The sequence below is a fragment of the Falsiroseomonas tokyonensis genome, assembly GCF_019024325.1.
Lineage (GTDB): Bacteria > Pseudomonadota > Alphaproteobacteria > Acetobacterales > Acetobacteraceae > Falsiroseomonas > Falsiroseomonas tokyonensis.
On record NZ_JAFNJS010000002.1, the window covers coordinates 569,208 to 595,115 of the forward strand.

Annotated in this window: 24 protein-coding genes; 14 read left to right on the top strand and 10 right to left on the bottom strand. The window is 68.7% G+C overall.

From position 1 onward, the window contains the following. The first annotated feature begins 1 nt into the window (after position 1). The 9 genes from J3S20_RS08925 (at position 2) to J3S20_RS08965 (ending at position 11,217) form a co-directional block, all read left to right on the top strand. Positions 2–1,588: an ABC transporter substrate-binding protein gene (locus J3S20_RS08925; RefSeq protein ID WP_379793641.1), complete on the top strand. Its 1,587-nt coding sequence runs from the start codon at positions 2–4 to the stop codon at positions 1,586–1,588. A 150-nt stretch (positions 1,589–1,738) separates the two neighbouring features. Further along, positions 1,739–3,343 (top strand): ABC transporter substrate-binding protein, encoded by a 1,605-nt coding sequence (locus J3S20_RS08930; RefSeq protein WP_216836091.1) that lies wholly within the window; start codon positions 1,739–1,741, stop codon positions 3,341–3,343. Positions 3,344–3,416: 73 nt separating this feature from the next. Beyond that, complete coding sequence (locus tag J3S20_RS08935; protein WP_216836092.1) at positions 3,417–4,358, top strand: ABC transporter permease; 942 nt, start codon at positions 3,417–3,419, stop codon at positions 4,356–4,358. Further along, positions 4,355–5,263, top strand: a complete 909-nt coding sequence (locus J3S20_RS08940; RefSeq protein ID WP_456305691.1) for an ABC transporter permease — start codon at positions 4,355–4,357, stop codon at positions 5,261–5,263. Before J3S20_RS08935 ends, J3S20_RS08940 begins: the two co-directional genes overlap by 4 nt. Before the next feature lie 4 nt (positions 5,264–5,267). Continuing rightward, a complete protein-coding gene (locus J3S20_RS08945) occupies positions 5,268–6,260 on the top strand; it encodes an ABC transporter ATP-binding protein (RefSeq protein WP_216836093.1) in 993 nt (330 codons plus the stop codon). Continuing rightward, the gene (locus tag J3S20_RS08950) at positions 6,257–7,303 is read left to right on the top strand and encodes an ABC transporter ATP-binding protein (protein ID WP_216836094.1); all 1,047 of its coding nucleotides are present in this window, start codon (positions 6,257–6,259) and stop codon (positions 7,301–7,303) included. The genes J3S20_RS08945 and J3S20_RS08950 overlap by 4 nt, the downstream gene beginning before the upstream one ends. A 107-nt stretch (positions 7,304–7,410) precedes the next feature. Continuing rightward, positions 7,411–7,917: a (2Fe-2S)-binding protein gene (locus J3S20_RS08955; RefSeq protein ID WP_216836095.1), complete on the top strand. Its 507-nt coding sequence runs from the start codon at positions 7,411–7,413 to the stop codon at positions 7,915–7,917. 98 nt (positions 7,918–8,015) lie between these two features. Next, positions 8,016–10,403: a xanthine dehydrogenase family protein molybdopterin-binding subunit gene (locus tag J3S20_RS08960; protein ID WP_216836096.1), complete on the top strand. Its 2,388-nt coding sequence runs from the start codon at positions 8,016–8,018 to the stop codon at positions 10,401–10,403. 16 nt (positions 10,404–10,419) lie between these two features. Beyond that, entirely contained in the window at positions 10,420–11,217 is a 798-nt protein-coding gene (locus J3S20_RS08965; protein WP_216836097.1) for an FAD binding domain-containing protein, read from the top strand. A 373-nt stretch (positions 11,218–11,590) separates the two neighbouring features. On the opposite strand, the gene J3S20_RS08970 is transcribed toward J3S20_RS08965, so the two are convergent. After that, complete coding sequence (locus J3S20_RS08970; protein ID WP_216836098.1) at positions 11,591–12,856, bottom strand: family 1 glycosylhydrolase; 1,266 nt, start codon at positions 12,854–12,856, stop codon at positions 11,591–11,593. 152 nt (positions 12,857–13,008) lie between these two features. On the opposite strand from J3S20_RS08970, the gene hpxZ reads away from it, so the two are divergent. The 4 genes from hpxZ to J3S20_RS08990 all read left to right on the top strand — a co-directional run bounded on the left by hpxZ (position 13,009) and on the right by J3S20_RS08990 (position 16,198). Beyond that, positions 13,009–13,419: an oxalurate catabolism protein HpxZ gene (gene hpxZ / locus J3S20_RS08975; RefSeq protein WP_216836099.1), complete on the top strand. Its 411-nt coding sequence runs from the start codon at positions 13,009–13,011 to the stop codon at positions 13,417–13,419. Then, complete coding sequence (locus J3S20_RS08980) at positions 13,416–14,714, top strand: NAD(P)/FAD-dependent oxidoreductase (protein WP_343215187.1); 1,299 nt, start codon at positions 13,416–13,418, stop codon at positions 14,712–14,714. The genes hpxZ and J3S20_RS08980 overlap by 4 nt, the downstream gene beginning before the upstream one ends. 102 nt (positions 14,715–14,816) lie before the next feature. Then, positions 14,817–15,572, top strand: coding sequence for a cold-shock protein (locus J3S20_RS08985; RefSeq protein ID WP_216836100.1), 756 nt, complete (start codon positions 14,817–14,819; stop codon positions 15,570–15,572). Between the two features lie 266 nt (positions 15,573–15,838). Further along, on the top strand, positions 15,839–16,198 hold the full coding sequence (locus tag J3S20_RS08990) for a hypothetical protein (RefSeq protein WP_216836101.1): 360 nt from the start codon (positions 15,839–15,841) through the stop codon (positions 16,196–16,198). 24 nt (positions 16,199–16,222) lie between these two features. Here J3S20_RS08990 and J3S20_RS08995 read toward each other — a convergent pair whose 3' ends face one another. Beyond that, entirely contained in the window at positions 16,223–16,963 is a 741-nt protein-coding gene (locus tag J3S20_RS08995) for an aspartate/glutamate racemase family protein (RefSeq protein WP_216836102.1), read from the bottom strand. Positions 16,964–17,073: 110 nt separating this feature from the next. Between J3S20_RS08995 and J3S20_RS09000 the strand changes: the two genes are divergently transcribed. Further along, a complete protein-coding gene (locus J3S20_RS09000) occupies positions 17,074–18,063 on the top strand; it encodes a Bug family tripartite tricarboxylate transporter substrate binding protein (protein WP_216836103.1) in 990 nt (329 codons plus the stop codon). A 36-nt stretch (positions 18,064–18,099) separates the two neighbouring features. Here the strand turns inward: J3S20_RS09000 and J3S20_RS09005 are convergent, their stop codons facing one another. The 8 genes from J3S20_RS09005 to J3S20_RS09040 all read right to left on the bottom strand — a co-directional run bounded on the left by J3S20_RS09005 (position 18,100) and on the right by J3S20_RS09040 (position 25,899). Continuing rightward, the gene (locus J3S20_RS09005) at positions 18,100–18,759 is read right to left on the bottom strand and encodes a calcium-binding protein (RefSeq protein WP_281419492.1); all 660 of its coding nucleotides are present in this window, start codon (positions 18,757–18,759) and stop codon (positions 18,100–18,102) included. Beyond that, the gene (phnD, locus tag J3S20_RS09010; protein ID WP_343215188.1) at positions 18,675–19,688 is read right to left on the bottom strand and encodes a phosphate/phosphite/phosphonate ABC transporter substrate-binding protein; all 1,014 of its coding nucleotides are present in this window, start codon (positions 19,686–19,688) and stop codon (positions 18,675–18,677) included. Before phnD ends, J3S20_RS09005 begins: the two co-directional genes overlap by 85 nt. 10 nt (positions 19,689–19,698) lie before the next feature. Next, complete coding sequence (locus tag J3S20_RS09015) at positions 19,699–21,132, bottom strand: dihydroorotase (protein WP_216836105.1); 1,434 nt, start codon at positions 21,130–21,132, stop codon at positions 19,699–19,701. Between the two features lies 1 nt (position 21,133). Beyond that, positions 21,134–21,913, bottom strand: coding sequence for an SDR family NAD(P)-dependent oxidoreductase (locus tag J3S20_RS09020; RefSeq protein ID WP_216836106.1), 780 nt, complete (start codon positions 21,911–21,913; stop codon positions 21,134–21,136). A 151-nt stretch (positions 21,914–22,064) separates the two neighbouring features. Further along, on the bottom strand, positions 22,065–23,555 hold the full coding sequence (locus J3S20_RS09025) for an amidohydrolase family protein (RefSeq protein ID WP_216836107.1): 1,491 nt from the start codon (positions 23,553–23,555) through the stop codon (positions 22,065–22,067). A 101-nt stretch (positions 23,556–23,656) separates the two neighbouring features. Then, positions 23,657–24,676 (bottom strand): ABC transporter substrate-binding protein, encoded by a 1,020-nt coding sequence (locus J3S20_RS09030; RefSeq protein WP_246602520.1) that lies wholly within the window; start codon positions 24,674–24,676, stop codon positions 23,657–23,659. Positions 24,677–24,808: 132 nt separating this feature from the next. Next, positions 24,809–25,651 (bottom strand): DMT family transporter, encoded by an 843-nt coding sequence (locus J3S20_RS09035; RefSeq protein WP_216836109.1) that lies wholly within the window; start codon positions 25,649–25,651, stop codon positions 24,809–24,811. 56 nt (positions 25,652–25,707) lie between these two features. After that, the gene (locus J3S20_RS09040; RefSeq protein WP_216836110.1) at positions 25,708–25,899 is read right to left on the bottom strand and encodes a hypothetical protein; all 192 of its coding nucleotides are present in this window, start codon (positions 25,897–25,899) and stop codon (positions 25,708–25,710) included. Positions 25,900–25,908 lie beyond the last annotated feature (9 nt).

A 25,908-nucleotide genomic window follows, 5' to 3' on the forward strand; every position in this document is an offset into this window, starting at 1 on the left:
GATGCAGGCCACCAGGCGCGGCGTGATCGGGGCGGCGGGCGCGGCGCTGGTCGCGCCCCGGCTGGGCTCGGCGCAGGCTTCCGCGCGCATCCTGCGCTTCGTGCCGCAGGCCAATCTCTCGAACATCGACCCCGTCTGGTCGACGGCCGTGGTGGTGCGCAACCACGGGCTGATGATCTACGACACACTCTATGGCCTGGGCGCCGATTTCCAGCCGAAGCCGCAGATGGCGGCGGGCCACGAGATTGGCGACGAGGGCCGGCGCTGGACCATCACGCTGCGGCCGGGCCTGCGCTTCCATGATGGCACGCCGGTGCTGGCGCGGGATTGCGTCGCCTCCATCGCGCGCTGGGCGAAGCGGGACGTGCTGGGCCAGCGGCTGGACGGGCTGCTGGACGGCATGCGCGCCATCGACGACACGCGCTTCGAGATCCGGATGAAGAAGGCCTGGCCGGGGCTGGCCTTCGCACTCGGAAAGCCGTCCGCGAATATCTGCGCCATTATGCCGGAGCGCGTGGCGCAGACCGATCCCTTCCAGCAGATCCAGGATTTCACGGGCAGCGGGCCCTTCCGGTTCCTGCGCGACGAATTCCGAGCGGGCGACCGGGTGCACTACGCGAAATTCGACGGTTATGTTTCGCGCGACGAGCCCACGGACTTCATGGCGGGCGGCAAGCCCGTGCATTTCGACCGCGTCGAATGGCGGGTGATGCCGGACCCCTCCACCGCCGCGGCGGCGCTGCAGAACAACGAGGTGGATTGGTGGGAGACGCCGCTGGCGGACCTGCTGCCGGTGCTGCGCCGGAACCGCGACATCGTCGTGGACCTGGTGAATGGCGCCGGCAATCTCGGCGTGCTGCGCTTCAACTTCCTGCACCCGCCCTTCGACAATGCCGCGGTGCGCCGCGCCATCCTGCCGGCGCTAGACCAGCGCGCCTTCATGGATGCAGCGATCGGCACCGACCCGGAGATGTCCCGCGTGCCGGCCGGTGCCTTCACGCCGGGCATGCCGCTCGCGAATGATGCGGGGCTGGAGGTGCTTTCCGGCCCGCGCAACCTGGCTGCCGCCCAGCGGGCGCTGCGCGAATCGGGCTATGCGGGGCAGCGCGTGGTGATGCTCTCCGGCACCGATATCCCTGTGCTGCAGAACCTGTCCGTGGTGGCCGCCGACCTGCTGACGCGCATCGGCTTCAATGTGGATCTGCAGGCGATGGATTGGGGCACGCATATCCAGCGCCGCACCAATCGCGGCCCGGTGGACCAGGGCGGCTGGAGTGCCTTCTGCACCACCTGGGAAGGCTTCGACGTCTCCGTCCCCGGCAGCCATCAGCCGATCCGTGGCCATGGCGCCGCGGCCTGGGCGGGCTGGCCCACCATCCCGCGCCTCGAAGAACTGCGCGAGGCCTGGTTCGAGGCGCCGGACCTGGCGGCGGAGAAGCGAATCGCGGAGGAGATGCAGCGTGTGGTGTGGCAGGAGGTGCCCTTCCTGCCGCTCGGCCAGGTGCTGCCGCGCATGGCCTATCGGCGCAGCATCACCGGCGTGGTGAAGGGCGGCCCCGCCCTGTTTTGGGGCGTGCGCCGCGCCTGACCCCGCACCCGGGGGATTGGCACGGCACATGCACTGCAATCCACCCGGATGCGCAGGAGCCGGATGAACCGGCCTGAACGCTGGCGCATCGCACAGGGATAAGGCAGGCTGCCTCCAACGGGGGCGTCTGGGATCAAGGGGCTTAAAAATATGGAACGCAGGTCACTCCTCAAGGCCGGCCTGGCCGCCGGCAGCCTGGGCATGGCGGGCGGTTACGCGGCACCGGCCCTGTCGCAGGGGGCGAGGGCGCGCACGCTTCGCTTCGTGCCGCAGGCGAATCTGGCGAATTTCGACCCGATCTGGGGCACGCAGTATGTCGTGCGCAATGCCTCCGCCATGGTGTGGGATACGCTGTATGGCGTGAACGACAAGCTCGAGCCGCTGCCGCAGATGGTGGAGGGTGAGACTGTCTCCCAGGACGGTCTGACCTGGACCTTCAAGCTGCGCGCTGGGCTGCGCTTCCATGATGGCACGCCGGTGCTGGCGAAGGACGTGGTCGCCTCCATCACCCGCTGGATGCCGCGCGACCCGATGGGCCAGATGGTGCGCGCCATCCAGAAGGAACTGGTGGCGGTGGACGACACCACCTTCCGTTGGGTGTTGGGCAGCCCGTATCCGAAGCTGAAATATGCGCTCGGCAAGACCAACACGCCGATCTGCTTCATCATGCCGGAGCGCATCGCGACGAAGTTCGACAGCTTCACGCAGATCGACGAATATGTCGGCTCCGGCCCGATGCGCTTCGTGCGCAACGAATGGGTGCCTGGCGCTACCGCCGTCTTCCAGAAGTTCGACCAGTACGTTCCGCGCGGAGGCGCGGTCAGCTGGCTGTCCGGCCCGAAGGTGATGGGTGTGGACCGCGTCGAATGGGTGGTGATGCCGGACCCGGCGACCGCGGTGGCGGCGCTGCAGAACGGTGAGGTCGATTGGTGGGAGAACCCGATCACCGACTTGGTGCCGCTGATGCGCCGCAACCGGAACATCCGGCTGGATATCGCGGACCCGCTGGGCAACATCGGCAGCTTCCGCATGAACCACCTGCACGCGCCCTTCAACTCGAAGAAGATCCGCCAGGCTGTGCTCGCGGCGATGAGCCAGGAAGACTACATGCGCGCCCTGGTCGGTACGGATGATGCGCTCTGGAAGGCGCTGCCGGGCTTCTTCACCCCGGGCACGCCGGCCTATACGGAAGCGGGCGGCGACATCCTGAAGGGTGCGCGCAACATGGACCTGGCGAAGCGCCTGTTGCAGGAAGGCGGCTACAACAATGAGCCGGTGGTCTGCATCGTGGCGCAGGACCAGCCGATCACGAAGGCGCAGGGCGACATCACCGCGGACCTGCTGAAGCGCATGGGCATGAATGTGGACTTCGTCGCGACGGACTGGGGCACCACCGGCCAGCGGCGCGCCATGAAGAACCCGCCGGCCGCGGGCGGCTGGAGCATGTTCCACACCTGGCACGCTGGCGCCGACTGCGTGAATCCGGCTGCCTACAATGCGGTGCGCGGCACCGGGCAGCAGGCATGGTTCGGCTGGCCGGAGTCGAAGGGCGTCGAGGACGGCGTGACGGAGTGGTTCGCCGCCCCGAATCCGGCCGCGGAAAAGGTGGCGATGGACAAGATCAACACCGCCGCGATCGATGACGTGGTCTATGCGCCGACCGGCTTCTTCCTGGGCTATACCGCCTGGCGCAGCAATGTCACCGGCATCCAGAAGGGCCCGCTGCCCTTCTTCTGGGGCGTGAACAAGGCCTGATGCAGGACCGCATCCGGGCCGGGCAGGGACCCCGGCCCGGATGCACAGATGAACCGAAAGGTCTGAAAAGCGGATGTTCGCCTATATTGTCCGAAGAGTCCTCGCCACCATCCCGGTGATGGCGATCGTCGCATTGTTCGTCTTCTCGCTGCTCTATATCGCGCCGGGCGATCCGGCCGCGGTGATTGCGGGAGACCAGGCGACGCCGGACGATGTGGAGCGCATCCGCGCCAGCCTCGGCCTGGATCGTCCTTATCTGGTGCGCTTCGGCGCCTGGGTCTGGGACATCCTGCGCGGCGACCTCGGCGTCTCGATCTTCACCAACCTGCCGGTCAGCACCATGATCCAGCAGCGCATCGAGCCGACGCTGTCGCTGATGATCGTCACGCTGATCCTGGCGGTGTCCATCGCCGTGCCGATGGGCGTGGTGGCGGCCTGGCGGCAGGGCACCTGGATCGACCGCGCGGTGATGGGCTTCGCCGTGCTTGGCTTCTCCGTCCCCGTCTTCGTGGTCGGCTATGTGCTGGCCTATTTCTTCGCCCTCGAATGGGACCTGCTGCCGGTGCAGGGCTATACGCCCTTCGCGCGTGGCTTCTGGCCCTGGCTTGAGAACCTCATCCTGCCGTCCATCGCGCTGGGCAGCGTCTATATCGCGCTGATCGCGCGGATCACGCGCGCCACCATGCTGGAGGTGTTGCAGCAGGACTATATCCGAACGGCGCGCGCCAAGGGGCTCAACCAGTCCGGCATTCTGTTCCTGCATGCGCTGAAGAATGCCGCCGTGCCGATCATCACCGTCATCGGCATCGGCATCGCGCTGCTGATCGGCGGCGCGGTAGTGACGGAAAGCGTCTTCGCCATTCCCGGCCTGGGCCGGCTGACGGTGGATGCCATCCTGCGGCGCGACTACCCGGTGATCCAGGGCGTCGTGCTGCTGTTCAGCTTCGTCTATGTGCTGGTCAACCTTGCCATCGACCTGGCCTATACCCTGTTCGACCCGAGGATCCGGTATTGAGCACCACCACCCTTCCCCCCGGGGTCAACGCCGCCGTCCCGATGCAGGACATCATGCCGCCCGTTCGCGCGCGCGGCGGTCTGTTCGGCTTCATCCGGCGCAATCCCACCATTGCCATCGGCGGCCTGCTGGTCTTCCTGATGGTCTTCATCGCCGTCTTCGCGCCCTTCCTGACCAGCAAGGACCCGACGGCGCTGGCCCCCGCGCTGCGCACGCGCGAACCCTCCGCGCAGTTCTGGTTCGGCAGCGACATGCTGGGCCGGGATATCTATTCGCGCGTGCTGTATGGCGCGCGCGTCTCGCTGACCGTGGGCTTCGCTGTGGCCATCTGCGCCTCCGCCATCGGGCTCTTCATCGGCCTGATCTCCGGCTTCATCCGGGTGGCGGACAGCATCATCATGCGGATCATGGACGGCATGATGTCCATCCCCTCCATCCTGCTGGCGATCGCGCTGATGGCGCTGACCCGCGGCAGCGTGGGCAATGTGGTGCTGGCCATCACCATCGCTGAAATCCCGCGCGTCTCCCGCCTGGTGCGCGGCGTGGTGCTGAGCCTGCGCGAGCAACCCTATGTGGATGCGGCGGTGGCCTCCGGCACCCGCACGCCGATGATCATCATCCGCCACATCCTGCCGAACACCCTGGCGCCGCTGACCGTGCAGGCCACCTATATCTGCGCGAGTGCGATGATCACGGAGGCGATCCTGTCCTTCATCGGCGCCGGCACGCCGCCGATCATCCCGTCCTGGGGCAATATCATGGCCGAGGGCCGCGCCCTCTGGCAGGTGAAGCCCTATATCGTCTTCTTCCCGGCGCTGTTCCTGTCCATCACCGTGCTGGCCGTGAACCTGCTGGGCGACGGGCTGCGCGATGCGCTCGACCCGCGCATGGCCAAGAGGCTCTAAGCGAATGGCACTTCTCGAAGTCGATGCGCTGCAGACGCATTTCCGCACGCCCGACGGCATCAACCGCGCCGTCGATGGCGTCTCCTTCCATGTGAATGCCGGCGAGACCCTGGCCATCGTGGGCGAATCCGGCTGCGGCAAGTCGGTCACCGCCATGTCCATCCTGCGGCTGATCCCGGAGCCGCCCGGCAAGATCGCCGGCGCTATCCGCTTCAACGGCAAGAACCTTCTGGAGGCCTCCGACAAGGAGATGCGGGCGATCCGCGGCAACGAGATCAGCATGATCTTCCAGGAGCCGATGACCAGCCTGAACCCCGTGCTGACCGTCGGCCGCCAGATCGGTGAGACGCTGCGCCTGCACCAGGGCATGTCCGCCCAGGCCGCCGAGGATCGCGCGGTGGAGATGCTGAACCTGGTCGGCATCCCGGAAGCCAAGCGGCGCGTGAAGGAGTATCCGCATCAGCTCTCGGGCGGCATGCGCCAGCGCGTGATGATCGCCATCGCGCTGGCCTGCAATCCGAAGCTGCTGATCGCGGATGAACCGACCACGGCGCTGGACGTGACGATCCAGGCGCAGATCCTGGACCTGATGCGCGACCTGAAACACCGCGTCGGCGCGGCCATCGTGCTGATCACCCACGACCTGGGTGTTGTCGCCGAAGTCGCGGAGCGTGTGGTTGTCATGTATGCCGGCCGCAAGGTGGAGGAGGCGCCGGTGCATGCGCTGTTCAACAAACCGCGCCATCCCTACACCCAGGGCCTGCTGGGCTCCGTGCCCAAGCTCGGCTCCTCCCTGACCGGGGAGGCGACGCGGCTGGCGGAAATCCCCGGCCTGGTGCCGAGCCTGAAGCAGAAGATCCCGGGCTGCGTCTTCGCCTCCCGCTGCGCGCATGCGACCGACCTCTGCACCGCCGTCGCGCCGGCGCTGGAGGAGAAGGCACCGGGGCATGTCGCCGCCTGCCACTATGCCTTGCGTGAAGGGGCCCTAGCCGCATGAGCACCGCCCCCCTGTTGCAGGTCAATGACCTGAAGAAGCACTTCCCGATCCATGGCGGGTTCTTCGGCGGCGTGACCGCCAAGGTCTATGCGGTGGATGGCATCTCCTTCGACATCGCGAAGGGGGAGACGCTGTCGCTGGTCGGCGAATCGGGCTGTGGCAAGTCCACCGTCGGCAAGGCGCTGCTGCGGCTGTTCCCGCTGACCGATGGCCAGGTGATCCTGGACGGGCAGCGGATCGACGACATGCCGAGCGGCACGCTGCGGCCGCTGCGCCGGCGCATGCAGGTGGTCTTCCAGGACCCGTTCAGCTCGCTGAACCCACGCATGCGGGTGCGCGACATCCTGGCCGAGCCGATCCGCAACTTCGGCCTGGCCAAGAATTCGGCGGACCTGGAGGCGCGCCTGGCCGCGCTGATGGACAAGGTCCGCCTGCCGCGGGATGCGGTGAACCGCTGGCCGCATGAATTCTCGGGCGGCCAGCGGCAGCGCATCGGCATCGCCCGCGCGCTGGCCGGCGAGCCGGACCTGATCATCTGCGACGAGGCGGTCTCGGCGCTCGACGTCTCGGTGAAGGCGCAGATCGTGAACCTGCTGCAGGACCTGCAGAAGGAGCTCGGCCTAGCCATGCTCTTCATCAGCCACGATCTGGCCATCGTGGAACACATGACGCACCGCGTGGCGGTCATGTATCTCGGCAAGATTGTGGAGGTGGCACCGCGCCGCAGCCTGTTTGGCGCGCCGAAGCATCCCTATACGGAAGCCCTGCTTTCCGCCGTGCCGCAGCCGACGCCGGGCATCCAGCGGCAGCGCATCATCCTGAAGGGCGATGTGCCCAGCCCGATCAACCCGCCCAAGGGCTGCCGCTTCCACACCCGCTGCCCCTATGCCTTCGACCGCTGCCGGGTGGAGGAGCCCGTCCTGCGGCCGATCCAGGACGCGATGGGGGAGGGGCATGTGAGCGCCTGCCACCTGCACGACCTGCCGGCGGCGCAGAATCCGCTCTCCGAGGCCAAGGGGGCGCAGCTGCTGGCCGTCGGCTGACGGTTTCGCATTCGCCACGCTTGACGAGGCGCGGGACCGGGACGACTCTCCGAAGCCAGGGCGGCCCCCAGCCGGGGGCCGGCAGGCCAAATTCGGGGAGAGGCGCGATGCCGCAGGTGACACTGACGGTCAACGGCACGAAACACACGGTCGAGGTCGAGGCCCGCACCCTGCTGGTCGAGACGCTGCGGGAACAGCTGCGCCTCACCGGCACCCATGTCGGCTGCGATACCAGCCAGTGCGGCGCCTGCGTCGTCCATATGGGCGGCGATAGCGTGAAGTCCTGCACCATCCTCGCGGTCCAGTGCGACGGCAGCGAGATCACCACCATCGAGGGCCTGGCCGCGGCCGATGGCACGCTGCACCCGATGCAGGAAGCCTTCCGCGAATACCATGCCCTGCAGTGCGGCTTCTGCACGCCGGGCATGGTCATGTCCGCCATCGACCTGGTGAACAAGCACCCGGACGGCATGAGCGAGAAGGAGATCCGGGAGGGGCTGGAGGGCAACCTCTGCCGCTGCACCGGCTACCACAACATCGTGAAGGCGATCGCCGCCGCCCAGGACGTGATGCATGGCCGGGTGAAGGAACTGGCGCGCGCCGCCGCCGAATAGGCCGGAGTTCCGGTTGGGTGCTCCGCGGACCAGCCCCCCGGCAGAGGGGGCGCCGCGGCGGGCCAGCCTGTTGCAACGCGACGGGGAGGATCTGGACAATGAACGTGGTGACGCCCTTCGAGGGCATCGGCGCCAGCCTGCGCCGCAAGGAGGATTTCCGCTTCCTGCAGGGCCGCGGCCAGTACACGGATGACATCAACCGGCCCGGCCAGACCCATGCGGTGATGCTGCGCAGCCCGCATGCGCATGCGACCATCGACCGCATCGACACCGCCGCCGCCCGCGCCATGCCCGGGGTGAAGGCCATCTTCACCGGCCCGGATATGGCAGCCGAATCCATCGGCGGCATTCCCTGCGGCTGGCAGATCCACAACAAGGACGGCTCGCCGATGGCGGAGCCGATGCACCCGGCGCTGGCGCTGGGCAAGGTGCGCCATGTGGGCGACCCCGTGGCGGTGGTGATCGCGGAGACGCGGTCCCAGGCGCGGGATGCGGCCGAGGCCATCGTCGTGGACTACACCCCGCTGCCCGCCGTCTCCGGCACCGAGGCCGCGCTCGCGCCCGGCGCGCCGCAGCTGCATGAGGGTGCGCCGGGCAACCTCTGCTACGATTGGCATATCGGCGACAAGGCGGCGCAGGAGGCGGCCTTCGCCCGCGCCGCGCGGGTGGTGAAGTTCGAGACGACGAACAACCGCCTGGTGCCGAATGCCATGGAGCCGCGCGTCGCCATCGGCGATTTCGACAGCTTCTCCGGCGACTATACGCTCTACACGACGAGCCAGAATCCGCATGTGATCCGGCTGCTGATGGGCGCCTTCGTGCTGCATATCCCGGAGAGCAAGCTGCGCGTGGTGGCGCCCGATGTCGGCGGCGGCTTCGGCAGCAAGATCTACCACTATGCCGAGGAAGCCATCGTCACCTGGGCCGCCGGCAAGGTGAAGCGCCCGGTGAAGTGGACCTGCGAGCGCAGCGAGTCCTTCGTGTCCGACGCGCATGGCCGCGACCATGTCTCCACCGCGGAATTGGCCCTGGATGAACAGGGCAAGATCCTCGGGCTGAAGGTGCATACGCTGGCGAATATGGGCGCCTATCTCTCCACCTTCGCGCCCTGCGTGCCGACCTATCTTTACGCCACGCTGCTGTCGGGCGTGTATTCCACGCCGGTGATCTATGCCGAGGTGAAGGCGGTCTTCACCAACACCGTCCCTGTCGATGCCTATCGCGGCGCCGGGCGGCCGGAGGCGACCTATCTGCTGGAACGGCTGATGGATGTGGCGGCCGCCGAGGCCGGCATCGACAAGGTCGAATTCCGCCGTCGCAATTTCATCCGCCCCGACCAGTTCCCCTACCAGACGCCGGTCGCCCTGCAATACGACAGCGGCAACTACCACGCGACGCTGGATGCCTGCCTGGAGACGGCGGGCTGGGCCGGCTTCGAGGCGCGGCGGGCGGAGGCCAAGGCCCGCGGCAAGCTGCGCGGCATCGGCATCTCCACCTATGTCGAGGCCTGCGGCATCGCCCCCTCCGCCGTCGTCGGCTCGCTGGGCGCGCGCGCCGGGCTGTATGAGGTCGGCGTGATCCGCGTGCACCCCACCGGCAGCGTCACCGTGCTGACTGGCGCCCATAGCCACGGGCAGGGGCATGAGACGACCTTCGCCCAGCTGGTCGCCGAAAAACTCGGCGTGCCGACGGCGAATGTGGACATCGTGCATGGCGACACGGCGAAGGTGCCTTTCGGCATGGGCACCTACGGGTCCCGCAGCCTGGCCGTCGGCGGCAGCGCCATGGACAAGGCGATGGACAAGATCATCGCCAAGGGCAAGCGCATCGCCGCGCATCTGATGGAAGCCAGCGTCGAGGATATCGAATTCGAGCGCGGCACCTTCCGGGTGGCCGGCACGGACAAAACCAAGTCGCTGACGGATATCAGCCTGGCCGCCTACGTCCCGCACAACTACCCGATCGAGGAGATCGAGCCGGGGCTGGAGGAGACGGCCTTCTACGACCCGAAGAACTTCACCTATCCGGGCGGCTGCCATATCTGCGAGGTCGAGATCGACCCGGATACGGGCCACGTGGAGGTGGTGAACTTCACCGCCGTGGACGATGTGGGCCGTGTCATCAACCCGATGATCGTGGAGGGCCAGGTCCAGGGCGGCGTGGCGCAGGGCATCGGCCAGGCGCTGCTGGAGGCAGCGATCTACGACCCCTCGGGGCAGCTGATCTCCGGCTCATTCATGGACTATACCATGCCGCGGGCCGGCGACCTGCCGGATGTCGGCGTCGCCACCCATACCACGCTCTGCACCCACAACCCGCTCGGGGTGAAGGGCTGCGGCGAGGTGGGGGCGATCGGGTCGCCGCCGGCGGTGATGAATGCGGTGGTGGATGCGCTGCGCGACTATGGCGTGCGCCATGTGGAAATGCCGGCGACGCCGCAGAAGATCTGGGGCATCGTCAATGCCCACAGGCTTGCGGCCGAATAGACAGGGGATTCGGAAGATGTACGATTTCGCTTACCACAAGCCGGCCTCGGTCGCGGATGCCGTGAAGATCCTGGCCGCGGACCCCGATGCGCGGCCGATCTCCGGCGGCATGACCCTGCTGCCGGCGCTGAAGCTGCGGCTGAACAAGCCGACCGCCGTGGTCGACCTCTCCGGCATCGCGGAACTGCGCGGCGTGAAGCGGGACGGGGACAGCCTGGTGATCGGCGCCCTGACCCGGCACTACGAGGTGGCGACCTCGGCCGAGGTGAAGGCCTCCATCCCGACGCTGGCTGCCATGGCCGCAACCATCGGCGATACCCAGGTGCGCAACCGCGGCACCATCGGCGGCTCCGTCGCCAACAACGACCCCTCGGCCGACTATCCGGCGGCGCTGCTGGCGCTGGGCGCCACCATCCAGACCGACAAGCGCAAGCTGGCGGCGGAGGACTTCTTCACCGGGATGTTCACCACCGCGCTGGATGTGGGGGAGCTGGTGACGGCGATCCATATCCCGATCCCGAAGAAGGCCGGCTATGCCAAGATGCGCAACCCGGCCAGCCGCTATTCCATGGCCGGCGTCTTCGTGGCGCAGACCGCGTCCGGCGTGCGCGTGGCGGTGAACGGCGCCGGCGCCAATGGCGTCTTCCGCGAAAAGGCGATGGAGGCGGCGCTCGCCGCCAACTGGTCGGCGGATGCGGTCGCCGGCGTGAAGGTGGATGCCGGCCTGCTGAATGGCGACATCCATGGCAGCGCCGAATATCGCGCGCATCTGGTCACGGTGATGGCCAAGCGCGCCGTGGTGGATGCTGGCTGAGACCCAGCCAAGCCTGCGGGACCTGCTGGTGGCGCGCCATGAGCGCGTCACCGACGGCATAGGCTTCATGCATGTGCCGAAGCCCGCCAATTCGCAGAAGCGGCTGATCGTCACCTTCGCCACCCACACAACCGCGGCCGCTACGCCGCGATCGACAGCGTTCAACGCAAGATGCCGTCGGACCTGCTGGCCTTCTGCGACCCAGACAACAGCTACTAGCTGTATGACGACGGCGGAGCCCGCTTCGGCGCGCTGCTGCGCGAGCTGATAGGGCCCCACGCCCCCAGCCGGCACTTCACGCGGCTGGTGGAACAGACCTATGTGCAGCGGCCGGCGCTGGATCTGCCAGTGCCGACGCCGGCGGCGTGAGGGATCACGCCGCGCTGAGGGGCACCTGCAGGCAGAGGCTCTGCGTCGGCAGGACCTCGCGCCAGGACTCGATGAGCCGCTTATAGGCCAGGCCGACGCGGCGTGGCTTGCGGTCCAGGTCGTAGAGGCCGCGCGGATTCACCACCCCGGCCGGCTCTCGCAATGCGCTGGTCCAGTCGATCTGGTCGGTCAGCGAATACCAGGTGAAGCCGAGCACCGGGATGCCTTCCCGCCGCAGGCGCAGGATGCCGGACCACTGCTTCCACAGCCAGCGCTCCGCCTCGTCGCCATTCGGGCCCTCGTCCAGGTTGGTCTCGGTGTGCATCACCGGCAGGCCGTAGCGGGCATGGTAGTCGCGGGTGACGGTGTCGTAGCCGAAGACCTCGCCGGCCCAGCGGCCATGGCCCTCCGCGTTCAGCAGATGCTCGTTGGTCTGGTACCAGTCATTGCCCATGACGCAGTGACGCTTCAGGCGGTTGTCGAGGAAGAAGTGGTACTCGGCCCGTGTCATGCCGTTATCCAGCAGGAACTCGTACATCGTGCTGTCGACGCGGCGGCCGTAGTTCAGGTCGAGGGTCAGGAAGCGCTCCGCATTGCGGAAATCGGCATGGGGGACGGAGGCGGGGCATTCCGGGTGGAAGGCCTCCGTGCTTTCGGACTGGATGAAGATGGCGTCCGGCCGGTGCTTCAGGATCTCCCGCATCGCCAGCACATTGGCGCGCACCACATGCTTGATGGCGGTGACGTAGCTGCGGTCGTCGGCGCGCTGCTCGTTCCACCAGCCGTAGCGGGCGCTGAAGACGGCGGTGATGAACATCTCGTTCACCGGCGTATAGAGCTGCACCCAGGGGAAGCGTTGGGCAAAGGCGCCGGCATACTCAGCAAACAGCGCCGGGAAATCCGGGTTCTGGAAATCGCCGATCCAGTCGGGCACGCCGAAATGGCAGAGGTCGACGATCGGGCGGATGCCGAGCCGCCGGATCTCGGCGAAGGCCTCATCCGCAAAGGACCAGTCATGCAGCCCGGGGGCGCGCAGCGTGCTGTGTAGCTGGGGGCCGTAGCGGAGGGCATCGCAGCCCAGCTCCCGCACCAGGGCAAAATCCTCCCGCCACCGTTCGTAATGCCCGCATTCGCGCATCTGGTCCCGGCGCAGTCGTCCGCCCTGGATGGTAGGGGCGCTGTTCTCGATTCCGGTGGCGAAGAGGAAGCCGTGCTGCGACGCAGCGACGTTGGAACCAACTTGGTTCTGTGGCATAGGCGCGTCGAGCATGCGCGTGTTCCGGTTTGTTAGTGGCGAAGCGGCGAATCCCCTCGCGATACTTATAGGTTACTGATCACGCCGGCGTGAAGCGGAATTCGGCGCCGGCTTTGCAGCACCGCTCGCGGCGGGCATCCTGCCGCCAGCAAGGCAGGAGAAAGCGCGTGCAGATCGACGATCCGGCGGTCCTCGCGGAAGTCCGCGCGGTCTTCGACCGCTACGAGGCAGCGCTGATGGCAAATGAGGTGGCGGTGCTGGACGCCATCTTCTGGGCCGATCCCCGCACCGTGCGCTTCGGCATCGGCGAGATCCTCTACGGCATCGAGGCGATCCGCGCCTTCCGCGCCTCCGTCCGCGCCTATGCCCAGCGCATCCAGCGCCAGGTGCGCATCACCGCCTTCGGCCAGGATGTCGCGGCGACGCATCTGGAGTACGAACGCATCGGCACCGGGCTGATCGGCCGCGAGACCAAGATCATGGCGCGCATTCCGCAGCAGGGGTGGCGGGTGGTCTCGGCCCATGTCTCGCTGCTGGCGGCGGAGGATCCGGGCCGTGTGATGGGGATGAAGGCGTGAGTACGGAATTTGCGATGCGGCCCGAGGCCAGTGCCCCCCCGCATGTGGTGGTGATCGGCGCCGGCATCATCGGCGCGGCCACGGCGCTGGGCGCGCTGCGCGAGGGTTTTCGCGTCACGATCCTGGAGCCGGGCGAGCCCGGTGGGGAACAGGCCGCCAGCTACGGCAATGGCTGCTGGCTGAGCCCCATGTCGGTCATCCCCCCCTCCAGCCCCGGGCTGTGGAAGAAGGTCCCGAAATTCCTGGCGGACCCCCTGGGGCCGCTCGCGATCCGCTGGTCCTATTTCCCGAAGGTGCTGCCCTGGCTGGCGCGCTACCTCTGGGCTGGCTGGACCGAGGCCAAGGTGCTGCGCGCCGCCCAGGCGCTGCGCCCGCTGCTGGTGGGCAGCCCGGCGCTGCACAAGCAGCTCGCGGAACAGGCCGGCGTCGGCCATCTGATCGAGCAGCGCGGCCTGGTCTATGTCTATGAGAACCGGGCGCAGTTCGAATCCGAGGCGCTGGCCTGGCGGGTGCGCCGGCAGGTCGGCATCGAATGGCTGGAACTGGACGCGGATGAGATGCGCCAGCGGGAGCCGGAGCTCGACCGCCGCTATGCCTTCGGCGCGCTGGTGGAGGAAGGCGGCCATTGCCGCGACCCCGGCGCCTATGTCGCCGCCCTGGTGGCTCATGCACGGGCGGAGGGTGCCGAACTGCGTCGGGAAGCGGCGACGGGTTTCCGGCTGGAGGATGGCCGGCTGCGCGCAGTGCTGACCGGCTCCGGCGAGGTCGCCTGCGATCGCGCCGTGATCTGCGCCGGCGCCCATTCGAAGAAGCTCGCCGCCGCCGTGGGCTCCCGCGTGCCGCTGGAGACGGAGCGCGGCTACCACGCCATGGTCGCGGACGCGGAGGTCGGGCCGCGCATGCCGATGATGCCCTATGACGGCAAGATGTCGATCACCTGGACCGATCGCGGCCTGCGCTGCGCCGGCCAGGTGGAGATCGCGGGGCTGGAGGCGGCGCCGAACTGGAAGCGGGCGGAGATCCTGCGCGATCACCTTCTGCGCAGCTTCCCCGGCCTGCCGCGCGACCTGCCGGCGGAGCGGGTGAAGCTGTGGATGGGCCATCGCCCCTCCATGCCGGATGGCCTGCCCTGCATCGGACCCTCCGCCGCCACGCCGGACGTGCTGCTGGCCTTCGGCCATGGCCATACCGGCCTGGTCGCGGCACCGCGCACGGCCGCGGCGGTGGTCGATCTTCTGGCGGGACGGAAGCCGGCCTTGCCGGTGCAACCGTTTCGGCCCGAGCGTTTCGCGTAATCACGCTTTTCGCTGGTTTTTCTTGCCACCTGGTGCAATCTTGCATGGTGGCGGCCCTGCATCGTGTCGGGTCGTGTCCACAAGTACGGATTGCATAAGATCGTGTTTCCCGACAACGAGCAGGGCGGCGCCGGCCCCGTCGAAGCCGAAGTGAAGTGGTACAATGCCCGCAAGGGTTTCGGCTTCGTACTGGGTCCGGATGGACAGGACGTCTTCTTCCACGCCTCGGCCTTGACCGAGGCGGGCATTGAGCCGCCGGACACCGGCGACAAGCTGAACTGCGAGATCGGGACGGACCGCCAGGGCCGGCGCCTGGTGACGCGGATTCACTCCGTCATCAAGGGTCCGGGCGGCGACCGCGGCCCGCGTCCGGGCGGGTTCGGGGATCGTCCGCCGCGTCGGGATTTCGGGGGCGGTGGCTTTGGCGACCGGCCGCCGCGTCGTGACTTCGGGGGCGCGCCGGGTGGCTTCGGCGACCGCCCGCCGCGCCGGGATTTCGGCGGCGGCGGCTTCGGCGATCGCCCGCCGCGCCGGGACTTCGGCGCCCCGCAGGGTGGCGGCTTCGGCGGCGGCGGCGGTGGCGGCTTCGGCGCACCGCGCGGCAATTTTGGCGACCGTCCGCCGCGGCGTGACCGCGACGAGGGTGGCCCGACCTACGCCGTCAGCGGCACGGTGAAGTGGTTCGACCAGGTGCGCGGCTTCGGCTTCGTGACGCCCGAGGATGGCGGCCAGGACGTCTTCCTGCATTCCTCCGTCCTGCAGCGCGCCGGCCGGGCCGATGTGCAGCAGGGTGAGAAGGTGGCGCTGGACGTGCGCGACGGGCAGCGCGGCCGCCAGGCCGTGAACATGAAGGAATAGACCCCGCCTCCCATGGCGGGCTCCGGAAACCCCGGCCACGGAAGTGGCCGGGGTTTTTGCGTTAAGTTAACCCGTTTCGCGACCGACAAGCCCGAGCGGCTCGAATTCTTTACCAAACGTTCACCCCCTCCGGTCGAGTGTAGCAATGTGAGGCGACCCCCCCGCAGATGCGGCGGTTGATCGCCCGGCAGGCTGACAGGACGAACCCTAACGGGAAAAGCCCGGAGGACACCGAGATGTCGATTACGCATGTCAGGCCTTCATCCATGGCGTCCTACTACCCAATCCCGGATGAGGGCGGGCTGTTCTACGACCCGGTGCTGCGCATGGGCATCTCCTGGCTCGACACCCAGCCCAGCCGCCCGGAGCCCGGGCCGCAGGGGACCGAGGCGCTGATCCATGCCGTGGCCGCGGTGCTCGCCATCGCCGCCGCGCGCACCCGCCAGGCCGGCAACTTCATGGCGCTGCGCGATGCCGTGGACCGCGCCATGGGGCCCATGCCGTCCGATGCCGAAGGCACGCCCGACCCGCGCGAGGAGGGGCTGGAGGAGTTGCCGGCAATCCTGGATGCGCGCCCGGCGCATGAGGCCAAGCGCCTCACCGCCCTTCGGCGCCGCCAAGCCTGATCCTGACCCTGCCGCCTGCGCGCTTCAGCCGAAGCGGGCCGGGCGCAGCCCGCCGTGCAGCCAGGTGACCAGCGTATAGATGTCGTAGACCGGCAGGCCGAGCGCCGCCTGTAGCGCAGCCGCATAGGGCGGCATGTTCGTGCATTCCAGCACGATCGCCCCCACTTCGGGATGCCGCGCCAAAAGGGCGCGCCCCGCATCCAGGATGTCCTGCTCGGCCAGGGCCACATCCAGATCGGCCTTCTCGGCCTTGATCAGCACGCGGAAGAATTCCCGCCCGCCCTCCGTACCCTCCACCGGCACATCCAGCGGCACGCCGGCCGCCTGCAGATGGGCTGGGGTCAGGGAATTGCGGCTGACCGTGATCACGCCCACGCGCTTGCCCGGCGGCAGCATGGCCTGCACCCAGGGCACCTGCATCAGGGAGGAGGTCGCCACCGGCACCTTGACCGCCGCCGCCAGCTCCGCCTGGAACAGCGACAGGAAGCCGCAATTGGTGGTGATGGCCTCCGCCCCCAGATCGACCAGGTCCTGCGCCGCGGCGATGAAGTCGGGCAGCAGACCGCGCGCGCCCTGCAGCACCACCTTTTCCGGGCTCGCGCCCCGCACCACGCGGAACAGCACCGGGAAGGGCCAGGTGGTGCCATTGCCCATGTCGCCCGGAATGCGCGGGAAACGCGCCTCCAGCATCAGGATGCCGAGCGGGGCGCCGTAGATGGATTTGCCGCCGCGGGCGATGCGGGGAGAATGGACAGGATCTTGCATGGCTGAAGCCTAGCCGTCGGCCGCTTTCTGTCCAGCCCTGCCTGGCAAGGGGTTGCGCAGGATGCGCGGCGGCGGCTTTGCTGCGCAGGAACAGGTTGAGGACTGACCGAATGAAACTCCGACATCGCCTTCTGCTGCCGCTGCTGGGCGGCCTGCTCGCCGCGATGCCCGCCTTGGCGCAGGACAACTGGCCCTCGCGGCCGATCGAATTCCTGGGCGGCTTCCCGAATGGCTCCGGCGTCGACATCTACGCCCGCCGACTGGCCGCGCCGCTGTCCCAGGCGCTGGGCGTGCCGGTGGTGGTGAACAACCGCGTCGGCGCCGGCGGCAATATCGCCTCCGACTACGCGGCCAAGGCGCGGCCGGATGGCTATCTCATCCTGTTCGGCACCGCCGGCACGCATGCCATCAATGCGACGCTCTACCGCCGCCTGCCTTTCGACCCGATGCGCGACGTGACGCATATCGCGCATCTGGGCGATGTGCCGAATGTGCTGATCACCAGCATCCAGCACCGCCCGCAATATACCAGCTGCGCGGCGCTGGTGGCCGATGCCAAGGCGCGGCCCGGGGCGCTGAACTATGCCAGCACCGGCAATGGCGCCTCCACCCACCTGGCCGGCGCAGTCTTCGCCCGGGCGGCGGGGATCGACATGCTGCACATTCCCTTCCCTGGCCAGGGCCCGGCCGTCACCTCGCTGCTCGGCGGGCAGACCGACCTGTTCTTCAACCAGGTGGGCCCAGCAATAGGGCTGATCCAGCAGGGCGCCGTGCGGGCGCTGGGCGTCACCACACCGCAGCGCCTGGCCGCGCTGCCGGATGTGCCGACCATCGCCGAGGCCTGCAACCTGCCGGGCTTCGAGAGCACCACCTGGTACGGCGTCTTCGGCCCTCCCGGCATGCCGGCGGCAATCCAGCAGCGGCTGAACACGGAAATCCGCAAGATCATCGAGGCGCCGGATTTCCGCGACTGGCTGGTGAACAACCAGGGCATTTCGCCCTCCACCATCCGAACGCCGGAGGAGTTCCGGCGCGTGCATGAGCAGGACATCGCCCGTTGGGGCGAGGTGATCCGCGCCGCCGGCGCCCAAGTGGATTGACAGGGTCGGGGAGGGGGGCGCCGCGGCGCCCCCTTTTCAGGACAGGATGAACTCGGCGGCCGTCAATTCATGCAGCCCGGCGAGTACCACATACGTCTCTGGCACCAGATCCGGGTCGGCGCTGTCGAGCTGGATCACCGTATTGCCGCCGAACTGCACGAAGCGCAGGCCCGGCGTGCCTGGCGTGAAGCCGCCGGCGCCGAGCAGCACGAAGCCCTGGATGTCGGGCAGGGACAGGTCGCCATCGATGGCGGAAAAGTCCAGGCGATCCTCCCCCACCACGAAATCCAGCACCCGGTCCCGCGCCGCCAGGCTGCTCTCGGCCAGCGAGGTCCAGCGGAAGACGTCGCGCCCCTCATCGCTGCGCAGCAGGTCCGCGCCCGCCTGGCCGAGCAGGTAGTCGGCGCCATCGCCGCCGGAGAGCGTGTCGCGCCCATCTCCGCCGAAGAGGCGATCCTCGCCATCGCCGTCATCCAGGCTGTCATCGCAGGCATCGCCCAGCAGGCGGTCGCGATCCGCCCCGCCGAACAGCACATCGCCGTCCTCGCCACCGGCCAGCGTGTCGTTCCCGGCATCGCCGCTGAGCGTATCCGCGCCGAGCGACGACCTTTCTAGTTGCGCCTCCGGCGCTGGGCGGCTTCCTCCTGCCGCATGGTCACGAAGACCTCGTATTCGGAATGCTGCGTCGGCACCCAGCCGATGACATTGCCGCGTTCCACCGCGCGATGGATCTCGGGGTGGGCGGCGGGCAGGGCCAGGTGGAAGGCGGTGATATCCGCCTTGAAGCCATCCGGCGTGTCCTTGCGCACCACGATGGGGCCGTTCTTGATCGGGCGCGACTGCCAGATGATGCGCAGGTCGCGCATGTTTAGCAGGCCCTTTTCCGCCGTCGCCCGGAGCATGCCGCGCGAAAAACCCTCCGCCGGGTCGCCGACGCCGGAGGCCCAGGTGACGCCGGCATCGAACTGCCGGCCCATCACGGCGACGATCGCCTGTTCATGCCCGCCGGCGAAGCCGGTGCGGCCGAAGAACTGCTCCGGGTTGATGCCGGCGGCGCGCAGCTCGGCGCGGGGGATCAGGTAGCCGCTGGCGCTGTTCGGATCGGCCCAGGCCATGGTCTTGCCCCGCATCTGCTCCAGGCTGGTGATGCCGCTATCGGCGCGGGTGTACATGACGGCGATGTAGCTTGTGCTGCGATCCGCCTCCTGCGTCACCAGGATGGGCTCGACATTGCCGTTGGATTCCATCCAGGACGCGGCATAGGCGGCGGGCGACATGGACGCCATCTCGATATGCTTGCCCGCGAAGGCCTGGACCACGCCGGAATAGTCGCTGGCCTGGAACAGGCGGACGGGGACGCCGAAGGTCTCCTCGATCAACCGGCCATAGGCGCCGTAGCGCCCGATGCGATCCGCCTCATTCTCCCCGCCCAGGATGCCGATGCGGATCTGTGGCAGCTGATCCGCCCAGGGGCGGCGGCCCTTCGCCGGCATGGCCGGTGCCTGGGCGCGGGCGGCGAGGGGGGCCAGAGGGGGCAGGATGGCGGCGGCGGCGATCAGGCTGCGGCGGCGGATCAGCATGGGTGCGAGGGCCTCGGTGACGGTGCCGCGACAGTAGCGTGACACGCGGCGGGAATCACCAGGATTGGGCGTTCGGCCGCAGGATCGCCTTGGTGGTCGTGGCCAGGTTGCGCGGGGCCGGCTTGTCCATCTGCGGCCGCTCCATCCGGCCCCAGCCGGGCGCATCCAGCACGGTGCCGCCTTCCATCACCACGCGGCCGCGGACGATGGTGGCCACTGGCAGGCCCACCGTCTCCATGCCTTCGTAAGGGGTGAAGGGGCTGCGCGTGCTGTGCAGCTCCGCGCCGCGGATCACGCCTTCCTTCGTGGGGTCGACCACGGCGAGATCGGCATCCGCGCCGGGCTGGATCACGCCCTTGCGTGGATAGAGCCCGAAAGCCTTGGCGGGGGCGGCGCAGGCCATGCGGACATACTGCTCCATCGTCATGCGGCCCTGATGCACCAGGGTGAGCATGAGGCGCATGGAGGTCTCGACGCCGGGAAAGCCGCAGGCATTGTCCCAGAAGCTGGCGTGCTGCTTCTCCGCCATGGCATGCGGCGCGTGGTCCGTGCCGAGCATGTCGATCGTGCCGTCCAGCAGCGCGGCGAGGATCGGTTCCTGCTGCGCCCTTTCGCGGATCGGCGGGTTGAGGCGGGCAATGCGCGCCTTGTCGCCCACCAGATCCTCCGCGGCGAGCAGGAAATACTGCGGGCCGGTCTCCACCGTCATCGGCACGCCGCGCGCCTTGGCATCGCGGATGATGGGCAGCGAGCGCATGCAGCTCTCATGCACGATGTGGATGCGCGCGCCGGTCCACTCCGAGAGGGTGATGGAGCGGTTCAGCGATTCCAGCGCGACGATGTCTGCGCGCGCGGCCAGATGCGCCCAGGCGTCGTCGCGGCCGGCGGCCTTCATGCGGTTCTCGCGCCAGAAGAGCATGGGCGAGTTCTCGGCATGGATCGAGCAGCGAAGGCCGAGCTCGGCCAGGATCTCGAAGCCCTCCAGCACCGCGCCGTCATTTGGCGCGGGCAGGTTGCCGGTGGTATTGCCGTAGAACAGTTTTGTTCCAATGATCCCGGCCTCGGCCAGCTGCGGCAGAATATCCAGCGTGCGCTCGTCCAGCAGGCCGTAGAGGCCATAGTTCACATGCGCCTGGCGGGCGGCGGCTTCCTGCTTGATGGCCAGCGCATCCAGCGACCAGACGGGCGGGTCCGTGTTCGGCATGTCGAAGATGGTGGTGACGCCACCGGCGGCGGCGGCGCGGGTGCCGGTGGTCCAATCCTCCTTCTGCGTCATGCCGGGTTCGCGGATATGCGTATGCACGTCGATGGCGCCGGGGATGACGAATTTGCCGGCGGCCTGCATCACGCGCTTGGCGCGTGGCGCGAAATCGGGATGGCCGACGAAGACGATCAGCCCGTCCTTCACCGCGACATCGGCGGCGAAGCGGCCGGTCTCGTTGATGACGGTGCCGCCGGAGATCAGCAGGTCGGCTTCGAAATCGCTCATGTCAGATCACCCACCCGCCATCGACGGTGAAATCCTGCCCCGTGGTCTGGCGCGACAGGTCGGAGGCGAAGAACAGCACGGCATTGGCCACATCCACATCGGTGCTGATGCGGCGCAGCGCGTATTCGCTGGCGTGCTTGGTGCGCGCCTCCTCCAGGCTGATGCCGTCCTTGCGCGCCATCGTGGCCAGCACGTTCTGGAAGCGGTCGCCCTCCACCATGCCGGGGGCCACGACATTGACGTTGATGTTGTGCGGGCCGAGTTCCAACGCTGCGGATTTGCTCAGGCCCCGCAGGCCCCACTTGCTGGCGGAATAGGCGCTGCGCCCGGCGCGGCCGCGCATGCCGAATGTGCCGCCGACATTGACGATCTTTCCCGACTTCGCAGCGATCATCGTCGGCGCGAAGGCGCGCATGGTGAGGAAGCAGCCGGTGACGTTGAGGCGGAGGATTTCGTCGAACTCTTCCGGCGTGGTTTCCCAGAAGGTCTTGCCGAGCGGACCACGGCCGCCGGCGATGTTAATCAAGGCGTCGCAGCGGGTGAAGCTGGCCAGCACGGACTTCGCCATGGCGTCCACGCTCGCGGCCTCCATCAGGTCGCAGCCGAAGATTTCGGCACGGCGGCCCATGGCGCGGACCTGCTCGGCGACGGGCTCGATGGCGGCGGTGTCGCGGCCGACGAGGGCGAGATCCGCACCGTGTTCGGCCAGCAGCAGGGTGCAGGCGGCGCCCATGCCCTTGGCGGGGCCGGTCACCACCGCCACGCGGTTCTTCAATAGCATGTGTGGGTTCCTCCGCTGCGCGCCTAATGCCCCCACCCCGACCCTCCCCCGTAAGCACGGGGGAGGGAGAACGCGTGGCTCCCTCCCCTGCGAAGCGGGGGGTTGCGGCACTGCCGCAACGCCGAAGGCTGGTCGGGGTGGGGGCCTCTCCCTACTCCGCCTTCAACAGCCGCTTCGACCGCGTCCAGCCCTTCGCCATCGCGCGGCAATGACACGCCACATGCGGCGCCACCGCCTCGCACCATTTGCGGGCCTCGGCATTCACGCCGCGCAGCCGCTCCGCCGCCTCATTCGCCGCGGCGGCCAGCTTCGCCTCGTCGATGCCGAGGACCTTGCGGTCGCGCAGCTTCCACTGGCCGGCGACCATGACATCGGCGACCGCGCTTCCATCCTCGGTCCAGACCATCTGGTTGGCCGCATCGTTCAGCGGCGCCCAGTTCACATGCGTCAGATCCAGCAGCACCAAGTCGGCATTCTGGCCGACCTCGATGGTGCCGCCGCTGAGCCCCATCAGCCTGGACGAACCCTGCGTCGCCAGCCGCACCGTCTCCGCAGTGCCGAGCCAGTCGTCATCCTCCGCATCCTCCCAGAGACGGGAGGCGAAGGCGGCGAGGCGCATGGCCTCGAACATGTTCTGGTTGTCGGAGGAGGAGGAGCCATCGGTGCCGATGCCCACCGTGACGCCCGCCGCAATCGCCTTGCGCACCGGCGCGATGCCGGAGGCCAGCCGCATATTGGCGCCCGGATTGTGCGAGATGCCGGCGCCGCGTTCGGCCAGCAGCGCCAGGTCCTCCTCCGTCAGCCAGACGCCATGCGCCACGCTGAACCACGGCCCGACCAGGCCGAGCTTGTCCATATGGCCGAGCAGCGTCGCGCCCTCGTAGCGGATCGCGCCGCCCGCCGCCTGGTAGCGGGATTCGGCGACATGGGACTGCATCGGCAGCCCATGCTCGGCGGCCAGCGCGCGGCAGGCCTTCAGGAAATCATCCGTGCCGTGCAGCGGGATGGTCGGCGCCACGCCGAAGCGGATGTTGCGCGAGCCATGCGACCAGCCGCGGGCGATGGCGTCCATCGCGCCCAGGGTCTGCGCGGCGGGCGCGGCGGACATGGCCTCGACCTTGCTCCGGAACGGCTCGGGCAGGCTCTCGATCAGCCCGGGTGTAGCCTGGAAGAAGGTGAGGTCGCCCAGCATCGGCGCCAGCACGGCGCGGATGCCGACCGCCGCATAGGCCTCCGCCATGGCATCGAGCCCCTCGGCCGTCGGCAGCGGGATCTCGGAAGGCAGGTCATAGACCGCGGTGCAGCCCTTCTTCAGGTTCTCCACGGCGTTCAGCGCGGAGGACAGGTACTTGTCCTGCAGCAGCCGCCCGCCGGTGACCCAAGGCGCATGGGCCAGCAGCAGGGCCAGGTCCCATTTGTCGCCCGAACCCTTGGCCAGGCCGCCATGGCCATGGCTGTGGCCGTTCACCAGGCCGGGGATGATGAGGCGGTGGCTGGCGTCGTGGGTCTGCGCGGACTCCACCTTCGTGCCCGGCGGCAGCAGCGCGGCGATGCGGCCGTCCTCGACCAGCACCTCCTGAAAGCTTGTGGACAGCGCATCCGGCGCCAGAACGCGCGCGCCGGTCAAAAGAATCTTGGGCATGCGTTCCTCACTGGACATGGGGCCGGTGACGTCCGCACCGGCCGATCTTGGGCACCGCCGCTCATGCGGGCGCCCGGCGCCTGAAGGCTAGGCCGCCTTCCTCAAAACATCCGCTCGGACTTCGGCGGCAGGTAGCGGTCGGTGAACATGCTGTCCGCGCTCGGCGGATTGGCGACGCCCAGCGCCTCCGCATTCACCTGTACCAGCTGCTGCGCGCGCGCCATGTCGAGGTAGCCCATGCCATTGGCGCGGCTGTTCGGCGTGATGATGGAGCGGTCGCGCGTCATGGCGAAGCGGCGGGCTTCCAGCGCCTCGTCGAACAGCGGCTCGCGCCGCTTCAGCGCCGCCATGCCGCCGGGGATGTCGTTCAGCAGCAGCTTGAGACCCTCGATCGAGGCCTTCACGAACCGCGCCGCCACCTCCTGGTTCCGCTCCAGCCATTCGGCGCGGACGAAGACGCCGGAGCCGTAGAGGTCGAGGCCATGCTCGGCATAGGGCCAGGACAGGATGTTGTCCTCCGGGATGCCGAGGCCCACCAGGTTGAAATGCACGGTGAAGAGGAAGCCCGTGACGGCATCCACCTGGCCGGTACGCAGCATGGTGTCGCGCAGATTCGCGGCCATCGAGGTCCAGCGCACCCGGCTGGTGTCGATCCCCGCCACCTTGGCGAAGGCCGGGAAGAGAAGGCGGGAGCCTTCGCCCTCCGGCGCGCCCAGGCTCTTGCCCGCCACATCCTGCGGCTTCTCGATGCCGCGCCCGCGCATGGTGACGATGGCGGCCGCGGTGCGGTCGAAGACGGGGTAGAGCATCACCAGCCGGCTGTTCGGGTTCTCCGCATTGAACTTCACCGCGCCGGAGAAATCCGCGAAGCCGATGTCGTAGGCGCCGGAGCCAACCTTCACGAGGGCATCGCCGGAGCCGAAGCCGCGGTCCATGCGGACGGCCAGCTGTTCCCGCCGGAAGATGCCGCGATCCTCGGCGAGCGCCCACATGCCGTGGTTGCCCTGCAGCGCCCAGTCGAGCGTGAAGCGCACGGCGCTCTGCGCCTGGGCGGTGCGGATGGCGGGAAGGGCGAGCGTGGTGCCGGCGGCGGCGGCCATCAGGGTGCGACGGTTGAGCATGTGCGGATCCTCCTCGGTGGCCGGCACCATAGCCTGGAAATGCGGCCTGTCACGGCCCAGAGAGCCGGGCGGCGCCCTGGTTGCGCGCGAATCTGCCGTCGGCTTGGGCAGGCTGACCGCTTCGCAGGCAGCTCAGCCGCCGTGCTGGCTGCGCTGCGCCAGGTAGAGCGTGGCCGCCACCATGATCAGCGTGCCCCAGAGCAGGCTCCAGCCCGGCGCCTCGCCGAAGGCCACCAGGCCGATGATCGCGGCGGCCGGGATCTGCACATATTCGATAGGCGCCAGCAGCCCCACCGGCGTGCGCCGCGCGGCCCAGGAGGCCAGGAAGTCGCCCAATATGGCGCAGGCCGACCCCGCCATCAGCAGCAGCAGTGCGGCCAGCGTCGGCGTCTGCCAGACGAAGGCGGAGACCGGCCCCCAGATCACCACGGAACAGATCGCATACCACGCGACGACCCGCGCCGGCGGCTCGGTAGAGGACAGGTTCTTCACCGCCACCAGCACCATGGCGCCGGAAGCCCCGCCCGCCAGCGCCGCCAGCGTGCCGGCGGAGGGCGGCCAGGCCAGCCCGCCATCCGGCCCGATGATCACCAGCACGCCGGCGAATCCCACCGCCGCCGCGATCGCCCGGTCCCACCCCACCCTCTCCCCCAACAGAAGAAAAGCCAGCGGCAGCGCCCAGAGCGGCTTGGCATGCAGGATCGCCACCGCATCGGCCAGCGGCAGCCAGAGCAGCGCGAACATGGAGAGGATGAAGCTGCAGGACCCGGCGGCGCAGCGCGCCACATGGGCGCCGGGGCGGCGGGTGGCCAGGGCGGCGGTGCCGTGGCGCAGCAGCCAGGGCAGCATGACCAGGGTGGTGAAGACGCCGCGGGCGAAGGGCACGAGCGGGACCGGCAGGCCTTCCTGCATGGCGGCGCGGAAGCAGGCGCCCATCACGGCGAAGACCAGGCAGCAGGCCAGCATCAGGCCCATGCCCGCCAGCAGGCGGCGCCCCTCCGGGGGTAGGGGCGCCGCCCGCGGCATCGGGACTACTTGCGTTCCGGCGCCAGCTCCGCCTCAAGCTCCTTGATCCGGGCGAGCAGGGTGGTGCGCAGGCTGGGGGAGTTGTGCGGCTTGATCCCGGCCAGGGTCTCCTTCAGCTCCGCCAGCAGGCGGCGCTTTTCCTGGGGAGACCGGCGGATCGGGCGATTGTCGGAGAACTGGCCCTCATGCGAGCGCATCGGCGTGAC